13 protein-coding genes are annotated in these 15,394 nt (G+C 49.7%); 5 read left to right on the top strand and 8 right to left on the bottom strand.

The annotated features are described in order from the left end of the window. Positions 1-46 precede the first annotated feature (46 nt). Entirely contained in the window at positions 47-1,306 is a 1,260-nt protein-coding gene (locus HB631_RS11275) for a valine--pyruvate transaminase (RefSeq protein ID WP_213991256.1), read from the top strand. Between the two features lie 231 nt (positions 1,307-1,537). Here the strand turns inward: HB631_RS11275 and ibpB are convergent, their stop codons facing one another. Together ibpB and ibpA are read right to left on the bottom strand one after the other, a co-directional pair. After that, positions 1,538-1,990: a small heat shock chaperone IbpB gene (gene ibpB / locus HB631_RS11270; protein WP_213991255.1), complete on the bottom strand. Its 453-nt coding sequence runs from the start codon at positions 1,988-1,990 to the stop codon at positions 1,538-1,540. A gap of 167 nt (positions 1,991-2,157) precedes the next feature. Continuing rightward, complete coding sequence (gene ibpA, locus HB631_RS11265; protein ID WP_213991254.1) at positions 2,158-2,571, bottom strand: small heat shock chaperone IbpA; 414 nt, start codon at positions 2,569-2,571, stop codon at positions 2,158-2,160. Between the two features lie 292 nt (positions 2,572-2,863). On the opposite strand from ibpA, the gene HB631_RS11260 reads away from it, so the two are divergent. Continuing rightward, on the top strand, positions 2,864-3,193 hold the full coding sequence (locus HB631_RS11260) for a YceK/YidQ family lipoprotein (RefSeq protein ID WP_213991253.1): 330 nt from the start codon (positions 2,864-2,866) through the stop codon (positions 3,191-3,193). A gap of 55 nt (positions 3,194-3,248) precedes the next feature. Here HB631_RS11260 and HB631_RS11255 read toward each other — a convergent pair whose 3' ends face one another. Beyond that, positions 3,249-4,838, bottom strand: a complete 1,590-nt coding sequence (locus HB631_RS11255; RefSeq protein WP_213991252.1) for an FGGY-family carbohydrate kinase — start codon at positions 4,836-4,838, stop codon at positions 3,249-3,251. Between the two features lie 372 nt (positions 4,839-5,210). On the opposite strand from HB631_RS11255, the gene HB631_RS11250 reads away from it, so the two are divergent. Further along, positions 5,211-6,095 carry a hypothetical protein gene (locus HB631_RS11250; protein ID WP_213991251.1) on the top strand — a complete coding sequence of 295 codons (885 nt, stop codon included), beginning with the start codon at positions 5,211-5,213 and terminating at the stop codon, positions 6,093-6,095. Between the two features lie 44 nt (positions 6,096-6,139). After that, positions 6,140-6,985 (top strand): hypothetical protein, encoded by an 846-nt coding sequence (locus HB631_RS11245; protein WP_213991250.1) that lies wholly within the window; start codon positions 6,140-6,142, stop codon positions 6,983-6,985. Positions 6,986-7,172: 187 nt separating this feature from the next. On the opposite strand, the gene yidA is transcribed toward HB631_RS11245, so the two are convergent. Continuing rightward, the gene (yidA, locus tag HB631_RS11240) at positions 7,173-7,991 is read right to left on the bottom strand and encodes a sugar-phosphatase (protein ID WP_213991249.1); all 819 of its coding nucleotides are present in this window, start codon (positions 7,989-7,991) and stop codon (positions 7,173-7,175) included. A gap of 384 nt (positions 7,992-8,375) precedes the next feature. Here yidA and HB631_RS11235 point away from each other — a divergent pair, with 384 nt between their 5' ends. After that, positions 8,376-8,522: a hypothetical protein gene (locus HB631_RS11235; protein ID WP_213991248.1), complete on the top strand. Its 147-nt coding sequence runs from the start codon at positions 8,376-8,378 to the stop codon at positions 8,520-8,522. Positions 8,523-9,052: 530 nt separating this feature from the next. On the opposite strand, the gene gyrB is transcribed toward HB631_RS11235, so the two are convergent. The 4 genes from gyrB to dnaA are packed head-to-tail and all read right to left on the bottom strand — an operon-like array spanning position 9,053 to position 15,112. Further along, positions 9,053-11,467 (bottom strand): DNA topoisomerase (ATP-hydrolyzing) subunit B, encoded by a 2,415-nt coding sequence (gyrB, locus tag HB631_RS11230; RefSeq protein ID WP_213991247.1) that lies wholly within the window; start codon positions 11,465-11,467, stop codon positions 9,053-9,055. 18 nt (positions 11,468-11,485) lie between these two features. Further along, complete coding sequence (recF, locus tag HB631_RS11225) at positions 11,486-12,580, bottom strand: DNA replication/repair protein RecF (RefSeq protein ID WP_213991246.1); 1,095 nt, start codon at positions 12,578-12,580, stop codon at positions 11,486-11,488. A 25-nt stretch (positions 12,581-12,605) separates the two neighbouring features. Further along, positions 12,606-13,706 carry a DNA polymerase III subunit beta gene (gene dnaN, locus HB631_RS11220; protein WP_213991245.1) on the bottom strand — a complete coding sequence of 367 codons (1,101 nt, stop codon included), beginning with the start codon at positions 13,704-13,706 and terminating at the stop codon, positions 12,606-12,608. Between the two features lie 2 nt (positions 13,707-13,708). After that, positions 13,709-15,112: a chromosomal replication initiator protein DnaA gene (dnaA, locus tag HB631_RS11215; protein WP_213991244.1), complete on the bottom strand. Its 1,404-nt coding sequence runs from the start codon at positions 15,110-15,112 to the stop codon at positions 13,709-13,711. Between the last annotated feature and the right edge of the window lie 282 nt (positions 15,113-15,394).

Below are 15,394 nucleotides of genomic sequence, written 5' to 3'. Positions count from 1 at the left end.
GGTATGGTATTCCATATCCCATAACAACTTTTAACATTCACCCAACATGACCTTTTCGCTTTTCGGAACCAAATTCACCCGCCATTCGGGCATCGCCCAACTGATGGACGATATGAACGACGGCCTGCGCACACCGGGGGCTATTATGCTTGGCGGCGGCAATCCCGCGGCCATTCCGGCGATGGAAGCCTATTTTCACGATCTTTGCCGTTCCATGCTGGATGAGGGAACTCTGGCGGAAGCATTGTGCAATTACGATGGCCCGCAGGGGAAAAACGCCTTGTTAACCGCCTTGGCGGCCCTGTTGCGCAAAGAGCTCGGCTGGGCGGTAAGTGAAAAGAACATCGCGCTGACCAATGGCAGCCAAAGCGCCTTCTTTTATTTATTCAACCTCTTTGCCGGGCGGGCCGAGGACGGCAGCCTGAGGAAAGTGCTGTTCCCTCTGGCGCCGGAATACCTGGGTTATGCCGATGCCGGGCTGGAAGAGAATATGTTCGTTTCCACCAAGCCGAATATTGCCCGCTTGCCGGACGGTCAGTTTAAATATCATGTTGATTTCGACCATCTGCAGGTGGGTGAGGATATTGGCCTGATTTGCGTATCACGCCCCACCAACCCCACCGGCAATGTGATTACCGATCAGGAATTGCTGCGCCTTGATGCCCTGGCTCAACAGCACAATATCCCGTTATTAATCGACAACGCCTATGGACTGCCATTCCCGGGCATCATCTTCAGCGAGGCCGCGCCGCTGTGGAATCCGAATATCATTCTCTGTATGAGTCTATCGAAGCTGGGATTACCCGGCGTACGCTGCGGCATCGTTATTGCCGGCGAGAAGGTGATTTCCGCCGTCAGCAATCTGAACGGCATCATCAGCCTGGCCCCCGGGGGGCTTGGTCCGGCGCTGGCCGCCGCCATGATCCGCCGCGGCGATTTGATTTCTTTGTCCGAAAACGTCATCCGGCCCTTTTACCGGCAGCGCGTGACGCAGACCATAACCACGCTGAGGCGTTATCTGCCGCCGGAGCGGTGCCTGATCCACAAACCGGAAGGGGCGATATTTTTATGGTTGTGGTTTCAAAACCTACCCATCACTACCGAGATATTGTATCAACGTCTCAAACAGCGCGGCGTATTAATGGTGCCGGGCCACTATTTTTTCCCCGGTCTCGAGCCCGACTGGCCCCACGCGCATCAATGCATGCGCATGAATTATGTCCCCGAGGCCGATAAAATCGAACGCGGCATCGCCATTTTGGCGGAAGAAGTGGAGCGGGCGCACCGGGAAGCCGCCGTTCAATAATCTATCGGTAATAGAGTCGTTTGGTTTGTTTAACATAAAAAACTGCATCTCACCTGCTGAACAATTATTCAGACACAGAGAGATGCAGTTGAATATGTCTTCACCGTGGCGGGTTCAATCTTGGCACATCAAAAAAGCGCTAACGATACCGCCAACATGGAATGCCATAATGGCGGCATCCAAAGGTCACAGATCATTTTCCTGCCGCCACTCAGACGCACATCAATGGCTTTATTGCCCATCCGCCTGGTGTTCCAGCGCCGGGGATTGGGCGCCGCTTTCGATGGCGATACGACGGGGCTGCAAAGACTCGGGAACATGGCGTTCCAGATCGATATGCAATAAGCCGTTGGTAAATTCAGCCTGGGTTACCGACATATGTTCAGCCAGGGTAAAACTCAGGGAGAAAGCCTTGGTGACCAAGCCATGATGGAGATATTCCACGTTCTTTTCCGGCAATGTGGGTTTGCCGTCGATGCTTAATCGCGCACCCTCAAGCTCGATGGTCAGTTCTTCCTGCCGGAAACCGGCTAATGCCAGACTGATGCGATAATGGTTATCATCGCTTTTTTCGATATTATAGGGCGGGAAGCCAAGGTCTTCCTGATTACCCTGCATACTGCTGGCTAATTTATCAAAACCGATCCACTGACGAAATAGTGGAGAGAGATCATAGTTACGCATGGTTTTACTCCTTCTATGAAGCGAGATAATCCGCTATACCCTTCATCTTTCACGTTGCCGCTGTGTTGGCCGCAGCTCGGAATCGAGTGGGTATATAATTGTTAAGTTAGCCTCCGAATTCGGCAGGCGGATGTTATTACATACTGTGGCGTCGGAACCCGACTGATTTACTTGATTTCAATTCGGCGCGGTTTTAATGTTTCCGGAACCACCCGTTCCAAATCAATATAAAGCAGTCCATTTTCCAAATTGGCGCCTTTAATTTGGATATGTTCGGCCAATTGAAATTTACGTTCGAAATTCCGCTCGGCGATACCCTGGTATAAATAGTTACGTTCCGTGGGTTCATCCCCATGAGCGCCTTTTATCGTCAAAAGGTTATCGTGGGCGGTTATGTCGAGCTCATCTTCGGCAAAACCAGCAACGGCAATGGCAATACGATATTGGTTTTCATTCACCAATTCCACATTGTAGGGAGGATAGCCGCCGTTACTTTGGGTTTGTCCGGCTTCAAGCAGGTTGACCAGCCGATCGAAACCGATGGCGGAACGGTATAGGGGTGATAAATCAAAATTACGCATGGCTAAAGCCTCCAAAAATCAGCGAGGTGATAAACAACCTTCCGAATGGACAGGTCGGTGACTAAATACCCTTACGGCGTACTTTTACGGTCACAACTATAAAATGGTGGTGCCGGCAATTTTTTCAAGGGTAGGATACAAAAAAATTATCGTCAAATAGGGGAAATCAGACAGAGAAGAGCTTATTATATATTACACTCTATGGGCTGGATTAGCATTTCTATTCATTCTGAATAATGCGAATGATGCTTAGTCATCAAAATATTATAGAAAAAATGGATGCAGAGAAACCATGTTAAAAACAACATTACTCTTTCTCACGGCAAGCTGCGCATTAATGGGCGGCACAGGATGTTCCAGCGTGATGACCCATACTGGTCCCAATCAGGGTTATTATCCCGGAACCCGCGCCAGCCTGGCTGTATTGGAGGATGACGATACCAGTTGGAGCATGATCCCCTTCGCGGCGGTCGATTTGCCTTTTTCCGCAGTACTTGACACCATGCTGCTGCCCTATGATTATCTGCGCCGGGACAGCGATAAACGCCTGGAATCCCCCCGTGAACGCATGTTGCATGGAGACCCCTCGGCTAACGGCCATAACACTCCGCCGGCCAATTAGCCCCCTTTACCCGGATTAACGGCGTATTTTGCATTCGCGGCTCCCGTTTTTGATGTCAGCACCAAGGACCCATCACCTTCTCGGCCTGCTGCAGATCCTCATACATACGTAAATAAACCTGGTATTTCGCCAGATGAAAAGCGGCCTGCCGGCCGTCCGCCTTACATATTTCACCCGATCTTACCAGCGCCCTGGCGGCATCGGTTAATGAGGGATAAATCCGGGCGGCAACCGCACCCAATAACGCCGCCCCCAGCGTCACTACATCGTCTTCCGCCGACAGCTCGATATCGCAACCGGTGACATTGGCATACTCACGCAGCCAAAGAGGATTTTTCGTCGCACCGCCACAGATCATCAAGCGGGTAATGTGGTGACCGGCCTGATTCATGGTATCGATAATATGGCGGGTGCCGTAGGCAATGGACTGCAATGTGGCGAGATAGAGTCGGGCCAGGGCATCCGGCCCCTGTTCAAGGCTCAGACCGATAACCGCACCCCGGGCATGGGGATTGGCTCTGGGTGAACGGTTGCCATAGTGATCCGCCAAGACGTGCAGTTGCCGGGTGGGCAGAGGTTCTCGCTGCTCCAGTATCGCCACCCATCGGTTAAGCAGGCTGTACTCACTGCACTGCTCTTGAGCCGCCTGCTGCTGCAACAGCGGCCAGGCGGCGTGTTGTCGCAGCGTCCAGTCCACCAGCGCGCCGGCGGCGCTTTGTCCCCCCTCGCTAAGCCACCAGTCCGGCAACATCGCACCCCAATAAGGCCCCCAGACGCCGGGCACATGTATCTCTTTACGATTGACCAGCATATGGCAGTTCGATGTGCCGCTGATAATCGCCAGCGTTCCCTTGGGACGTGAGCTCACCAGCGCCAGGCCGCCCGCATGGGCATCAATGATACCGCCGGCCACGATTACCCCGGTTGTCAGGCCGCACTGGCCTGCCGCCGTTTCGCTCAAGGCTCCCGCCGACTGGCCCAGCTCCAGTATGGTCGGCGGCACTTTTCCCAATAAATCCGTTAACCCCACCGCCTGTAAAAGCGATGTGCTGAAGCGGTGCTCATGGGCCAGATAATTCCATTTGCAGGTCAGGGTGCACACACTGGCAACATCGGCGCCGGTAGCGCGCCATACCAGGAAATCAGCTAAATCGAACAGTCTCACGGCCCGCTGGTAACGTTCGGGGAAATGCCGCTTAAGCCATAATACTTTCGGCAATTGCATTTCCACGCTCACTTCCCCGCCGACATAGGCAAGCGCTTCATCGCCAGTGGCATTGATCGCCTGCGCTTCCTCTACTGCCCGGTGATCCATCCACATAATGATATCGCGCTCGGCGTCCCCGTCTTCAGCAACGGAAATACCTTGCCCCAGGTCATCCACCATCACCAGGGAGCAGGTAGCATCAAAGCCCAGCGAAACCACCGAAGCCGGGGCAACCCCGGCCTCCTTCACCGCCTCTTTGATTGCCTCGCAGGCCCGGGACCAGATTTGCCGTGATGATTGCTCCACCACGCCCGGGCGAGGGTGATATTGATCAATCGGACGCACGGCAAAAGCCAGCCGCTGGCCCCGCCGGTCAAAAACCCCCGCGCGGACGCTGGCGGAACCCACATCCACACCGATAAAACACGGGTTTTCCATAACAATCTCCATACCTACCACGAGTTAGCATTCTAACCAAAGTGTATGGTGAACAACAAAAGATTTAACAACAAACTGTGAGATGGATCTGAGGGGGCCGGGTAACGACGTGCCGAACCCGTAACGTCGCACCCAGATTCGCACTCTCTGGCGGATGTGGTAAGGGGTGGGAAAGCATAATGCATCCGCCATGCCCGCTATTGATGAAAGCTTATTGTCATAAAATTTATAAATGCTGTGTTATATTTTTTTACCTTGATGAGAAATAAATTCTTTCTAAATTATTTTAATAAAAACAGTTGTTTTATTATTTCTAGTTAGCATTTTTAAGCGGCATTTAAGAAGCTTAAATTATTATGGAGATCAATCAAAATGAACACCATAGGTTTCCCTTTTGGCAGGGAAAATATTCATGGAAACGATACCCGACAAGACTATAATCCAAATATGCTGAGGTTAATGTTAGAATTGAATAAAGCCTCCAATGTTAATGTCAAGTTAGATGAAGCGTATCAGCAAATAAGTGCGAACAGCAAAAATAATAGGCATAGCACAGAGGGATTTAGAACCCTGGTTACGCCAAGTTATTTTGAACGAGAGTCACTCGAAATGCTCGATAGCCTTCCTCTTGATTTAACTCTGTCAAAACCTAATGACGCTCCATCACATCAGATTGAAAAATCAAAAAACCTTCTATCTAAAAAGCTACAGTACGTTAAACACGAAAAAGAAGCTAAGCCGTATCGCACCCATTGGGCTAGCCACGACATGAGAACCTACGAAGAAAAGTGCTCCATTGTGCTTGAGGCATGCCATCCATATTCTAACTGTAGCAGAGTGGCTAAAAAATATGATATTCCACATCAATATATATTCAATTGGAGTAAAAAACATTTTTCAATGACCATCAAAGAATTAAAAAAATGTTTAGAGAACATCTATATAAATTATTCCCCTAGTAAAAAAGCTTTAGTGCTACTTGATACCATAATTTATTTTAATGAAATCGAAACTAAAAAAAAGAGTTTTACCTTATCTCAAAAAGAAGACATTATTAAAGAAGCTTGTGACATTAATAAGCCTGTATATGAGATTGCCAAACATCACGATATTGCCGTTACTTCAATCCATCGATGGTGTAAAAATATATATAATTTGACTCTAAATGATTTTAGGAAAAAGCATTGGCAAAATACCGGGAAATCTCAGCAAACGATACTGGCTGGTATAGGGGCAGAACTTTTGAACGGGTCCTAAGCCATCTTTTAATTAGCTAAATATAATGAAGGAGATCAAGCAATATGAACGGCATTCATTTCTCTTCCGCGGAGGGAAACTTTCCTACAGAGGGTCCGGAAGCGGAGACGATTCTAAATTATTCAAAAGTGAACGGCAATGTTATTAGTACAACGAATAATAGTTTCGAGCCGTATCAAGCGATGCGTCCACCAATTAGTAACGAAAATATAATTACCTTAAATGAGCATAAAAACTTACATAATCTTTCATCTGATCAAGGCGAAATATTTGGAAAATATATAAAAGAAGATGATTATCCTTTTAACTTAGCCTTGCCAAAAAAAATACACGACAGCCGGTACGACACTTTAGGTATAATGAATACCGCCTCTCATCGCGGCTCTTATCAGAAAAATAGACTTAATTCAAGTGATGTAAGACATGTTAATGGCATTGATAGAGATGCCGTCACTAACAGAATATGTGCGATATTAATAAGAGCATGCCTCCCCGGATCCAGCTGTCGCTGGGTAGCACTCCAGCATAAAATTTCGCATCAACATTTTTATCACTGGTGCCCGAAATTCTACGGTAAGTCTATAAACGAAATGAAGGAACATTTGAAGTTAAATATTGATAATGACAAATACAAAACATCAGCCTTATCACAACTTGCCGCACAGGTATATTTGCAAAGAATGTCGGATAATTCTACAACAAAACGAACACATAGTATAAAATCCAAAAAATCAGTTATTACAGAGGTTTGTAAAAGTGATGCTTATGTGAAAGACACCGCCGCGAAATATGATATCACCAGAGCCACCCTATATAAATGGTGTGAAAGTATATATACCGTAACATTAAGTCAACAGAGACAATTTCTGAGGCTAAATTCTCCGAAATAACAATAATCATTACGTCATAACGGCGAAGCCTTGGTCATTTGAAATTATTTCAAGATGACTGAGTGAATAGAAATACCCTCAGTATCCGGGCACATCACTCAGGCTCCTCTCCGTCATGTCTGATAGGAGCAGACCCTTCTCTAAGGAAGACCGGGGTTTTGAGACGTTTCCGCTTCATGTCCCAACGCTAGCGGGAATTCAATACAAACTTCTCGATTGCCACCGCCACGCCGTCCTCCAGATTGCTTTTGGTCACGAACTGGCTGGCGGCCTTGACTTCATCAATGCCATTCCCCATCGCCACGCCAATGCCGGCATACTTAATCATCGCTAAATCATTCGCCTGATCACCAATGGTCATCACCTCATCCGCCGTGATATGCAGATGCTCCGCCAATGCCTTGACGCCGGCACCTTTATTGGCCTCTTTACGCAACAATTCCAGATAATATTCGGCGCTTTTCATGATGGTGTATCGATCAAAGGCTTCTTGGGGGATCTGGGTGATGGCGTGGTCCAGTAGCGCCGGCTCGTCAATCATCATCACTTTGGGAAACCGGAGATCCCGGCTCATTTCATCTACCCGGCGAAATTTTAACGGCATGCCGGTCAGAAAAGCTTCATAAACGGTATAGCGACCGATATCCCTATTAGCAGTGTACAGCGTGGAAAAAGTCAGCGCGTGAAAATGGACGTTTAGCTGCCGCGACAACGCCTCGAAATAGAGGTAATCGTCAAAATCGAGGGTGGTTTCCGATACGCGATCGCCGTTAACCGTCCGCTGTACCAGCGCGCCGTTGTTGGTAATGCAGTAATGCCCTTCTTGTTGTAAATCCAGCTCCAGCAGGTAACGCTGTATGCCGATAAAAGGCCTGCCGGTGGCCAGTACGACATGGACACCCTTTTCCCGCGCTGCGCTTATGGCCTGTTTGACCGCGGGAGTTATCTCATGTTTATGATTTAACAGGGTCCCGTCCATATCGATCGCTATCAATTTTATCGTCATTGCACCCTCTTTAGGCTGTGGCGGAAAGCCAGAAGAAGTCGCCATTCCGCCATCACTCAATCATCATACGAAACTAACCGATAATAGCGCAAATCCACTACGGACGCTGAATGTTTCGTGTCGCTCCCGATTTGCCGGCACCCCACAAGGTAATATGACCATAAAGTACCTTGCCGGTAATTACGCTGAAAGGTATTCTAAATGGGCTCATCATATTATCCTTTAATATTAAAAATACTTCAGCCTATTAAATTATTATTGAATTTATTCATTACTAATAAATATTTCTAACCTTCTTTCGTTAGACTTTCTATGTGAATAATTTATTATTGATCACCCGTCATTGAACGACATAAAAGTAGCAAACCCAAAGGAAGGGTAAATATGAAAACGAAATCACTGGTGAAGATTAAACCGGAAAATGGAAAGCTGCGCGTCGAAGTATGGCTGTTCGAGCCTAAGGCCATTACCTGTTATATCATCGAGGGTTTCCTCCTTCGGACGCTGACCAGGCCAAGGGTGGTTCATTAAAGCCTCTCATTTCATATTTTATTGATAAAAACTAAATAATTAAATATTGTACAATTATCGGGTGATGCTTTCGCAGAGAATTTACTCAGCAAATCAACGCTGAAAACGGCTTAGTAACAAGGTCAAAGGAGAAGAGGTCGAAATGAAGGAGTATTAATATCAATTAATAAGTAAATGATTTTACTGAAATATTTATTGCAATGCTAAATAGAAATTATAGTGCTTCGAACATATTTTTTCCTAAGGAAACGCCGCGCCAAAAAATGGCGCGGCAGTTACCGTTGTCGTTCCATTAAATTGACTTACCCCTAACTCGACAACGATCGCATTATATAAGAAGTAGAGTGCAGGTGTAAATATCCAGGCTAATAAAAGATGGCTATAAAATATTAATTAAATAATAGAGATCATATTTAATTATATTTAATAAAAACAAATAATATATAAGTATGGGTTATGGAAAAGGCAGCCAATGGCTGCCTTTCTTTATGTCTACGTCAAGCGAAAGCCGGCATACGCTATTGCAGCGGTTAAATATCGATATTGGCCGCTTTCAACGCATTCTCTTCAATGAACGCGCGCCGGGGTTCCACCGCATCCCCCATCAGGGTGGTAAACAATTGATCGGCGGCGATAGCGTCTTTGACGGTCACCCGCAGCATGCGGCGGCTTTCCGGATCCATGGTGGTTTCCCATAGCTGTTCCGGATTCATTTCACCCAGCCCTTTATAACGCTGAATAGCCAGACCGCGGCGTGATTCTTTTACCAGCCACTCCAACGCCTGCTCAAATGTCGTGACCGGCAGTCGCCGCTCACCCCGTTCAACGAAGGCGTCTGGTTCTATGAGGCCGCGCAGTTTTTCACCCAGTGAGCACAGTTTGCGATATTCACCGCCGTGAACGAACTCAAAATCCATCACGTAATCGGTGTCTACACCATGGGTACGAATCTTCAATACCGCCTCGTACAGTTGACGTTCACGATTCTCGCGCACCGTATAGCTATAGCTGCTGCCATGCTTTTCGTCCTGGTTAAGATCGTTCACCAGGGCCCCGATCCAACTTGTCACATGCTCCTGGTTCGCAAGATCCGCCTCATGGAGCGTTGGCTGGTAGATCAAGTGATTCAGCAGGGCGCGCGGATAACGGCGTTCCATACGGCCGATCATCTTTTGCACCGCGTAATGCTCGGCAACCAGTTTTTCAAGCGGCTCGCCGGCCAATGCCGGGGCATGCTCGTTGGGATGAACAGCGGCACCGTCCATCGCCAGCGATATCTGGTACTGATCCATCGCGTCATCATCCTTGATGTACTGTTCTTGTTTGCCTTTCTTCACCTTGTATAAGGGCGGCTGGGCGATAAAGACATGTCCGCGCTCAACGATTTCAGGCATTTGGCGATAAAAGAAGGTCAGCAGCAGGGTGCGGATATGCGAACCATCCACATCGGCATCGGTCATGATGATGATATTGTGATAACGCAGTTTATCGGGATTGTATTCATCCCGGCCGATACCGCAACCCAATGCGGTAATCAGCGTAGCCACTTCCTGAGAGGAGAGCATCTTGTCAAAACGCGCTTTTTCCACGTTGAGGATTTTCCCTTTCAGCGGCAAAATAGCCTGATTTTTACGGTTCCGCCCTTGTTTGGCCGAACCGCCCGCCGAGTCCCCTTCCACCAGATACAGTTCCGACAGCGCCGGGTCCCGCTCCTGGCAATCCGCCAGCTTGCCCGGCAAACCCGCCAAATCCAATGCCCCTTTACGGCGGGTCATCTCACGCGCTTTGCGGGCCGCTTCACGGGCGCGGGCGGCATCAATAATCTTGCCCACCACAATCTTGGCATCGGTGGGATTTTCCAGCAGATAGGCCACCAGCCGCTCATTCATTTGCGTCTCAACCGCGGTTTTCACCTCGGATGAAACCAGCTTGTCCTTGGTCTGGGACGAGAATTTCGGATCCGGCACTTTTACCGACACCACAGCTATCAAACCTTCGCGGGCATCGTCGCCGGTGGCGCTGACCTTGGCTTTTTTACTGTAACCTTCTTTATCCATATAGGAATTCAAGGTACGGGTCATCGCAGCACGGAAACCCACCAGATGGGTGCCGCCGTCACGCTGAGGAATATTGTTAGTGAAGCAATAAATATTTTCTTGGAAACCATCATTCCACTGAAGGGCGACTTCCACGCCGATACCGTCTTTTTCCGTTGAAAAATAGAAGACGGTGGGATGAATCGGCGTCTTGTTTTTATTTAAATATTCAACAAAGGCTTTGATACCGCCTTGATAATGGAAGAGATCTTCTTTATCGGTACGTTTATCCAGCAAGCGGATGGCCACGCCGGAATTGAGGAAAGACAATTCGCGCAGACGCTTGGCCAGTATTTCATACTGAAATTCAGTATTATTGGTGAACGTCTCCAGGCTCGGCCAGAAACGCACGGTGGTCCCGGTTTGATCGGTTTCGCCCACCACAGCCAGCGGAGCCTGCGGGACGCCGCCTTTATAGGTCTGCTCATGCACTTTGCCTTCGCGGCGGACCACCAGCTCAAGCTTTTCCGACAGGGCATTGACCACTGACACGCCCACGCCATGCAAACCGCCGGACACTTTATAGGAATTGTCATCAAACTTGCCGCCCGCGTGAAGCACGGTCATGATGACTTCCACGGCTGAAATGCCTTCTTCCTCATGGATGCCGGTGGGAATACCGCGCCCGTCATCCTGTACCGATACAGAGTTATCTTCGTGAATGATAACGACAATTTCTTTACAATAGCCGGCGAGGGCTTCGTCGATAGCGTTGTCCACAACCTCGAATACCATATGGTGCAGACCGGTGCCGTCATCCGTATCACCGATGTACATTCCTGGGCGTTTACGCACCGCGTCCAGTCCTTTTAGTACTTTGATACTTGAGGAGTCATAAGAATTCGACATCAACGTTTCTCGCTCATTTTAAACTTCGGATTGAATACGTATTTTACCCTGTTCCACCAGGAACATCCTGCCCTTTTCATCCGTAATATCACGGATTTGTTCAGCGCTCAGCGCGCTGACAAAAACCTGGGCCCGGGTGGCTTTCAAGCGCTCGGCCAGCAGCCTGCGGCGGCCGGCATCAAGCTCTGAGGCAAAATCATCTATCAGATAGAGGCATTGTCTACCGCTATGGCGGGTCAGGAACTCTCCCTGCGCCAAACGCAGGGCGCACATTAGTAATTTCAACTGACCGCGGGACAACAAATCCTCAACCGGGACCCCCTCGGCGCGAATGCGAAAATCCGCCTTGTGCGGGCCAGACGCAGTATAGGTTAATGCTCGATCGCGCTCAAACTGACGCTCCAGCAGCTCGCCGTAATCACTCTCGCGATCCCAGCCGCGCTGAAAACTGAAATCCAGCTGGAACTCCGGTAAAAACAAGGCGCAGGTCGCGGTGATATCCACCGCTATCGCTTCGCTGTAATGGGCACGCCAGCTGCTTATCTGGGCCGCCAGGGGGATAAGTTCCTGATCCCAGGCGCGTAGCTGCGCATAGCGACTTACCTGGCGTAAAGCCGCATTTCGCTGTTTGAGCAAACGCTTCAGGTTACTCCAAGCGGTGAAAAAACCCGGCTCGTTATGAAAACACCCCCAATCCATAAAGGCACGGCGGTATTTCGGACCCCCGTTCAACAGGGTGAAACCCTCCGGGGTAATGAGCTGCATGGGCAACAGTTGGGCCAGCTCAGCGACTTTATGCCCGTCGCTGCCATCTATGCGTACCCGGTTATCCCCAAGCCGGTTTTTACTCAAACCCACCGACGTTTGCCGTGCGCCTATTTCTATGCCATCTATGCGGCCATGCAGCGTAAACTCCGGCTGCTCGTGACGAATAACGCGCCCCACCTGCAAACTGCGGAACGCCCTGCCGTGTCCGAGGGTATAAATGGCTTCCAAGACGCTGGTTTTCCCGCTGCCGTTGGCACCGACCAAAAAATTGAAATCAGCGGCCGGGGCCAAATCGGCGGACTCGATATTACGAAAATCACGGATGAGAAGACGCGATAGGGCCATTCAGTCACACTACCTTACCACATCTCTAGAGACGCATCGGCATAACAACATAGGCCGCCGCCTGGCTGGCGCAGTCTTCGATTTGCACACTCGACACCCCGTCGGTCAGCAACAGCCGGACCTGTTCGCTTTTCAGCGCATTCAGTACATCCAGCACATAGCTGACGTTAAAACCGATTTCCATTTCGGTCCCCTGATAAGAGACGTCCAGAATTTCTTCCGCTTCTTCCTGTTCGGGATTATTAGCGGTGATTTTCAGCTGATCGTTGCTGAGGTACAGGCGCACGCCGCGAAATTTTTCATTGGACAGAATGGCCGCACGGGCAAAAGCCTGCTTTAGCACATCACAACCGGCTTCCAGGGTCTTGTCCGGATTTTTAGGCAGCACCCGGCGATAATCGGGAAAACGACCGTCAACCAGCTTTGAGGTAAAAATATAATCACCGACGCGGGCACGGATATTATTGCTGCCTATTTGCAGCGTTAACGGCGTTTCTCCACCATCCAGCATCCTCATCAATTCCATCACCCCTTTACGAGGCACGATGACCGAATGAGTCGGCAGCGTCTGGCCCACCGGCATGGAACATACCGCCAGGCGATGCCCGTCGGTGGCGACGGTACGCAAATCTTCGCCTTCGGTCTCGAACAGCATGCCGTTCAGATAGTATCGCACATCCTGATGCGCCATGGAGAACTGGGTGGATTCAATCAATCGTTTCAACGTGGCTTGAGGCAAGGTGAACTCCACCTCGCTTTGCCAATCATCAAGATTGGGAAAATCGGTGGCGGGCAGGGTGGACAATGAAAAACGGCTTCGCCCCGACCGGATCAGCATGCGATCGTTTTCCTGCATCACGGTGATTTCCGCACCATCGGGCAAACCGCGGCAAATATCGAAAAATTTGCGCGCGGGCACGGTGGTGGCGCCGGGCTCGTGGGGCTGAGACAGGGCGACTTGCGCCACCATTTCCATCTCCAGATCGGTACCGGTCAGCGATAGCCGGTCCTCCGCCACCTGCAATAATAAATTGCCCAGGATCGGTAGGGTGGGTCGCCCGCCTAACGGGCTGCTAACCTGCTGCAGAGGTTTAAGCAAATGCTCGCGTTCAACGATAAATTTCATAGTTAGGAAGATAATGTTCTGATTAAGTTGGAGAAATCTTCTTTAATATCGTGACTTTCTTCACGCAGCTGCTCAATCTTGCGGCAAGCGTGTAACACTGTAGTATGATCGCGTCCGCCGAAAGCGTCGCCAATCTCCGGCAGGCTATGATTGGTCAATTCCTTCGACAACGCCATAGCCATTTGCCTGGGCCGCGCCACCGAACGGGAACGCCGTTTTGAGAGCAGATCGGCCACTTTGATTTTATAATATTCCGCCACGGTTTTCTGGATATTATCGATGGTGACGAGTTTTTCCTGCAGCGCCAGCAAATCCCGCAGCGCTTCTCGCACAAAATCTATGGTAATTGCCCGGCCGGTGAAGTTGGCGTTGGCAATCACCCGGTTCAACGCCCCTTCCAGTTCACGGACGTTGGAACGTAAACGTTTCGCGATAAAAAACGCCACTTCCCCAGGCAGCCGAATATCGTTCTCATCGGCTTTTTTCATCAGGATGGCCACCCGCGTCTCCAGCTCCGGCGGCTCGATGGCCACCGTCAGGCCCCAGCCGAAACGCGACTTCAAGCGATCTTCCACCCCGTTAATCTCTTTGGGATAACGATCGGACGTCAGGATGATCTGCTGATTTCCTTCCAGCAAAGCATTAAAGGTATGGAAAAACTCTTCCTGAGAACGCTCCTTATTGGCAAAAAATTGAATATCATCAATAAGAAGGGCGTCCACGGAGCGATAATAGCGTTTGAACTCCTCGATAGCGTTATTCTGCAGCGCTTTCACCATATCCTGCACAAAACGTTCCGAATGCATATAGACCACCTTGGCATTGGCTTTACGCGCCATAATGCCGTTGCCCACCGCATGCAGCAGATGCGTTTTCCCCAGGCCCGTTCCGCCGTATAGGAACAGCGGATTGTAAGCGCCGCCGGGGTTGTCCGCCACTTGCCGCGCCGCCGCGCGCGCCAGCTGGTTGGATTTCCCTTCGACAAAGTTATCGAAATTGTGCTTGGGGTTAACGTTTGAACGATAAGAGAGCTCCGGCTGCACCGGCGAACTGTCCCAGCTTGGCCGCGTGGGCCTGGGCCGAACCGCCTGCACCGGCGCCTCATTATTATTGTTATTAACGTGATTCACCGGCTGAGGACTGATCACCACCGACAAGGGCGGCTTGCTTCCCACCTCAAACCGCAGCAAAGGCGCGTCTGTACCACAAAAATCGTTTAATAACCCATTGATATTATTCAAATACTTATCGCGCACCCAGTCCAGGACAAAACGGTTGGGGGCGTACAATGCCAGAGTGTTGTCACTCAGTTCCGCCTGAAGAGGGCGTATCCACATACTGAATTCTGTGGCAGGTAACTCATCCTGTAGTCGGGCAAGACATTGCTGCCAAAGCGAAAGTGACACGGCGGACTCCAATCGAACAAGATCAACAAAGGAAAAGAACAAAACTGTATGATTCAGGATCATCTTTTTGACACGGGTTACCGCGATGGCAATCCGCGAACCGCCTTAAACGGTTTACCGCAACGGAACCCCTGAGGATCCCGTCAGGGGACTGCGGATCATAACGCAAAGCGCGTCAGAGATCCTCCTCTTCTACACAGTTTCGATCCTTTTTATCCACAGGCTGAAAAGGGCGGGAATGAGTGTAACCGATTCTCCATCCTTGGGATAAAATGTAAGTCT

Origin of the sequence: Sodalis sp. dw_96 (assembly GCF_018449575.1) — a bacterium.
In the GTDB taxonomy this organism is placed as follows: Bacteria; Pseudomonadota; Gammaproteobacteria; order Enterobacterales; family Enterobacteriaceae; genus Acerihabitans.
The sequence above is the reverse complement of the archived record's forward strand: the minus strand, read 5'-3'. Positions and strand labels throughout refer to the sequence as shown.

What these genes read in the sequence shown, in the direction of transcription:
- HB631_RS11275 (WP_213991256.1), top strand. Translation starts at nt 47, where the DNA reads ATGACCTTTTCGCTTTTCGGAACCAAATTCACCCGCCATTCGGGCATC.
- ibpB (WP_213991255.1), bottom strand. Translation starts at nt 1,990, where the DNA reads ATGCGTAACTATGATCTCTCTCCACTATTTCGTCAGTGGATCGGTTTT.
- ibpA (WP_213991254.1), bottom strand. Translation starts at nt 2,571, where the DNA reads ATGCGTAATTTTGATTTATCACCCCTATACCGTTCCGCCATCGGTTTC.
- HB631_RS11260 (WP_213991253.1), top strand. Translation starts at nt 2,864, where the DNA reads ATGTTAAAAACAACATTACTCTTTCTCACGGCAAGCTGCGCATTAATG.
- HB631_RS11255 (WP_213991252.1), bottom strand. Translation starts at nt 4,838, where the DNA reads ATGGAAAACCCGTGTTTTATCGGTGTGGATGTGGGTTCCGCCAGCGTC.
- HB631_RS11250 (WP_213991251.1), top strand. Translation starts at nt 5,211, where the DNA reads ATGAACACCATAGGTTTCCCTTTTGGCAGGGAAAATATTCATGGAAAC.
- HB631_RS11245 (WP_213991250.1), top strand. Translation starts at nt 6,140, where the DNA reads ATGAACGGCATTCATTTCTCTTCCGCGGAGGGAAACTTTCCTACAGAG.
- yidA (WP_213991249.1), bottom strand. Translation starts at nt 7,991, where the DNA reads ATGACGATAAAATTGATAGCGATCGATATGGACGGGACCCTGTTAAAT.
- HB631_RS11235 (WP_213991248.1), top strand. Translation starts at nt 8,376, where the DNA reads ATGAAAACGAAATCACTGGTGAAGATTAAACCGGAAAATGGAAAGCTG.
- gyrB (WP_213991247.1), bottom strand. Translation starts at nt 11,467, where the DNA reads ATGTCGAATTCTTATGACTCCTCAAGTATCAAAGTACTAAAAGGACTG.
- recF (WP_213991246.1), bottom strand. Translation starts at nt 12,580, where the DNA reads ATGGCCCTATCGCGTCTTCTCATCCGTGATTTTCGTAATATCGAGTCC.
- dnaN (WP_213991245.1), bottom strand. Translation starts at nt 13,706, where the DNA reads ATGAAATTTATCGTTGAACGCGAGCATTTGCTTAAACCTCTGCAGCAG.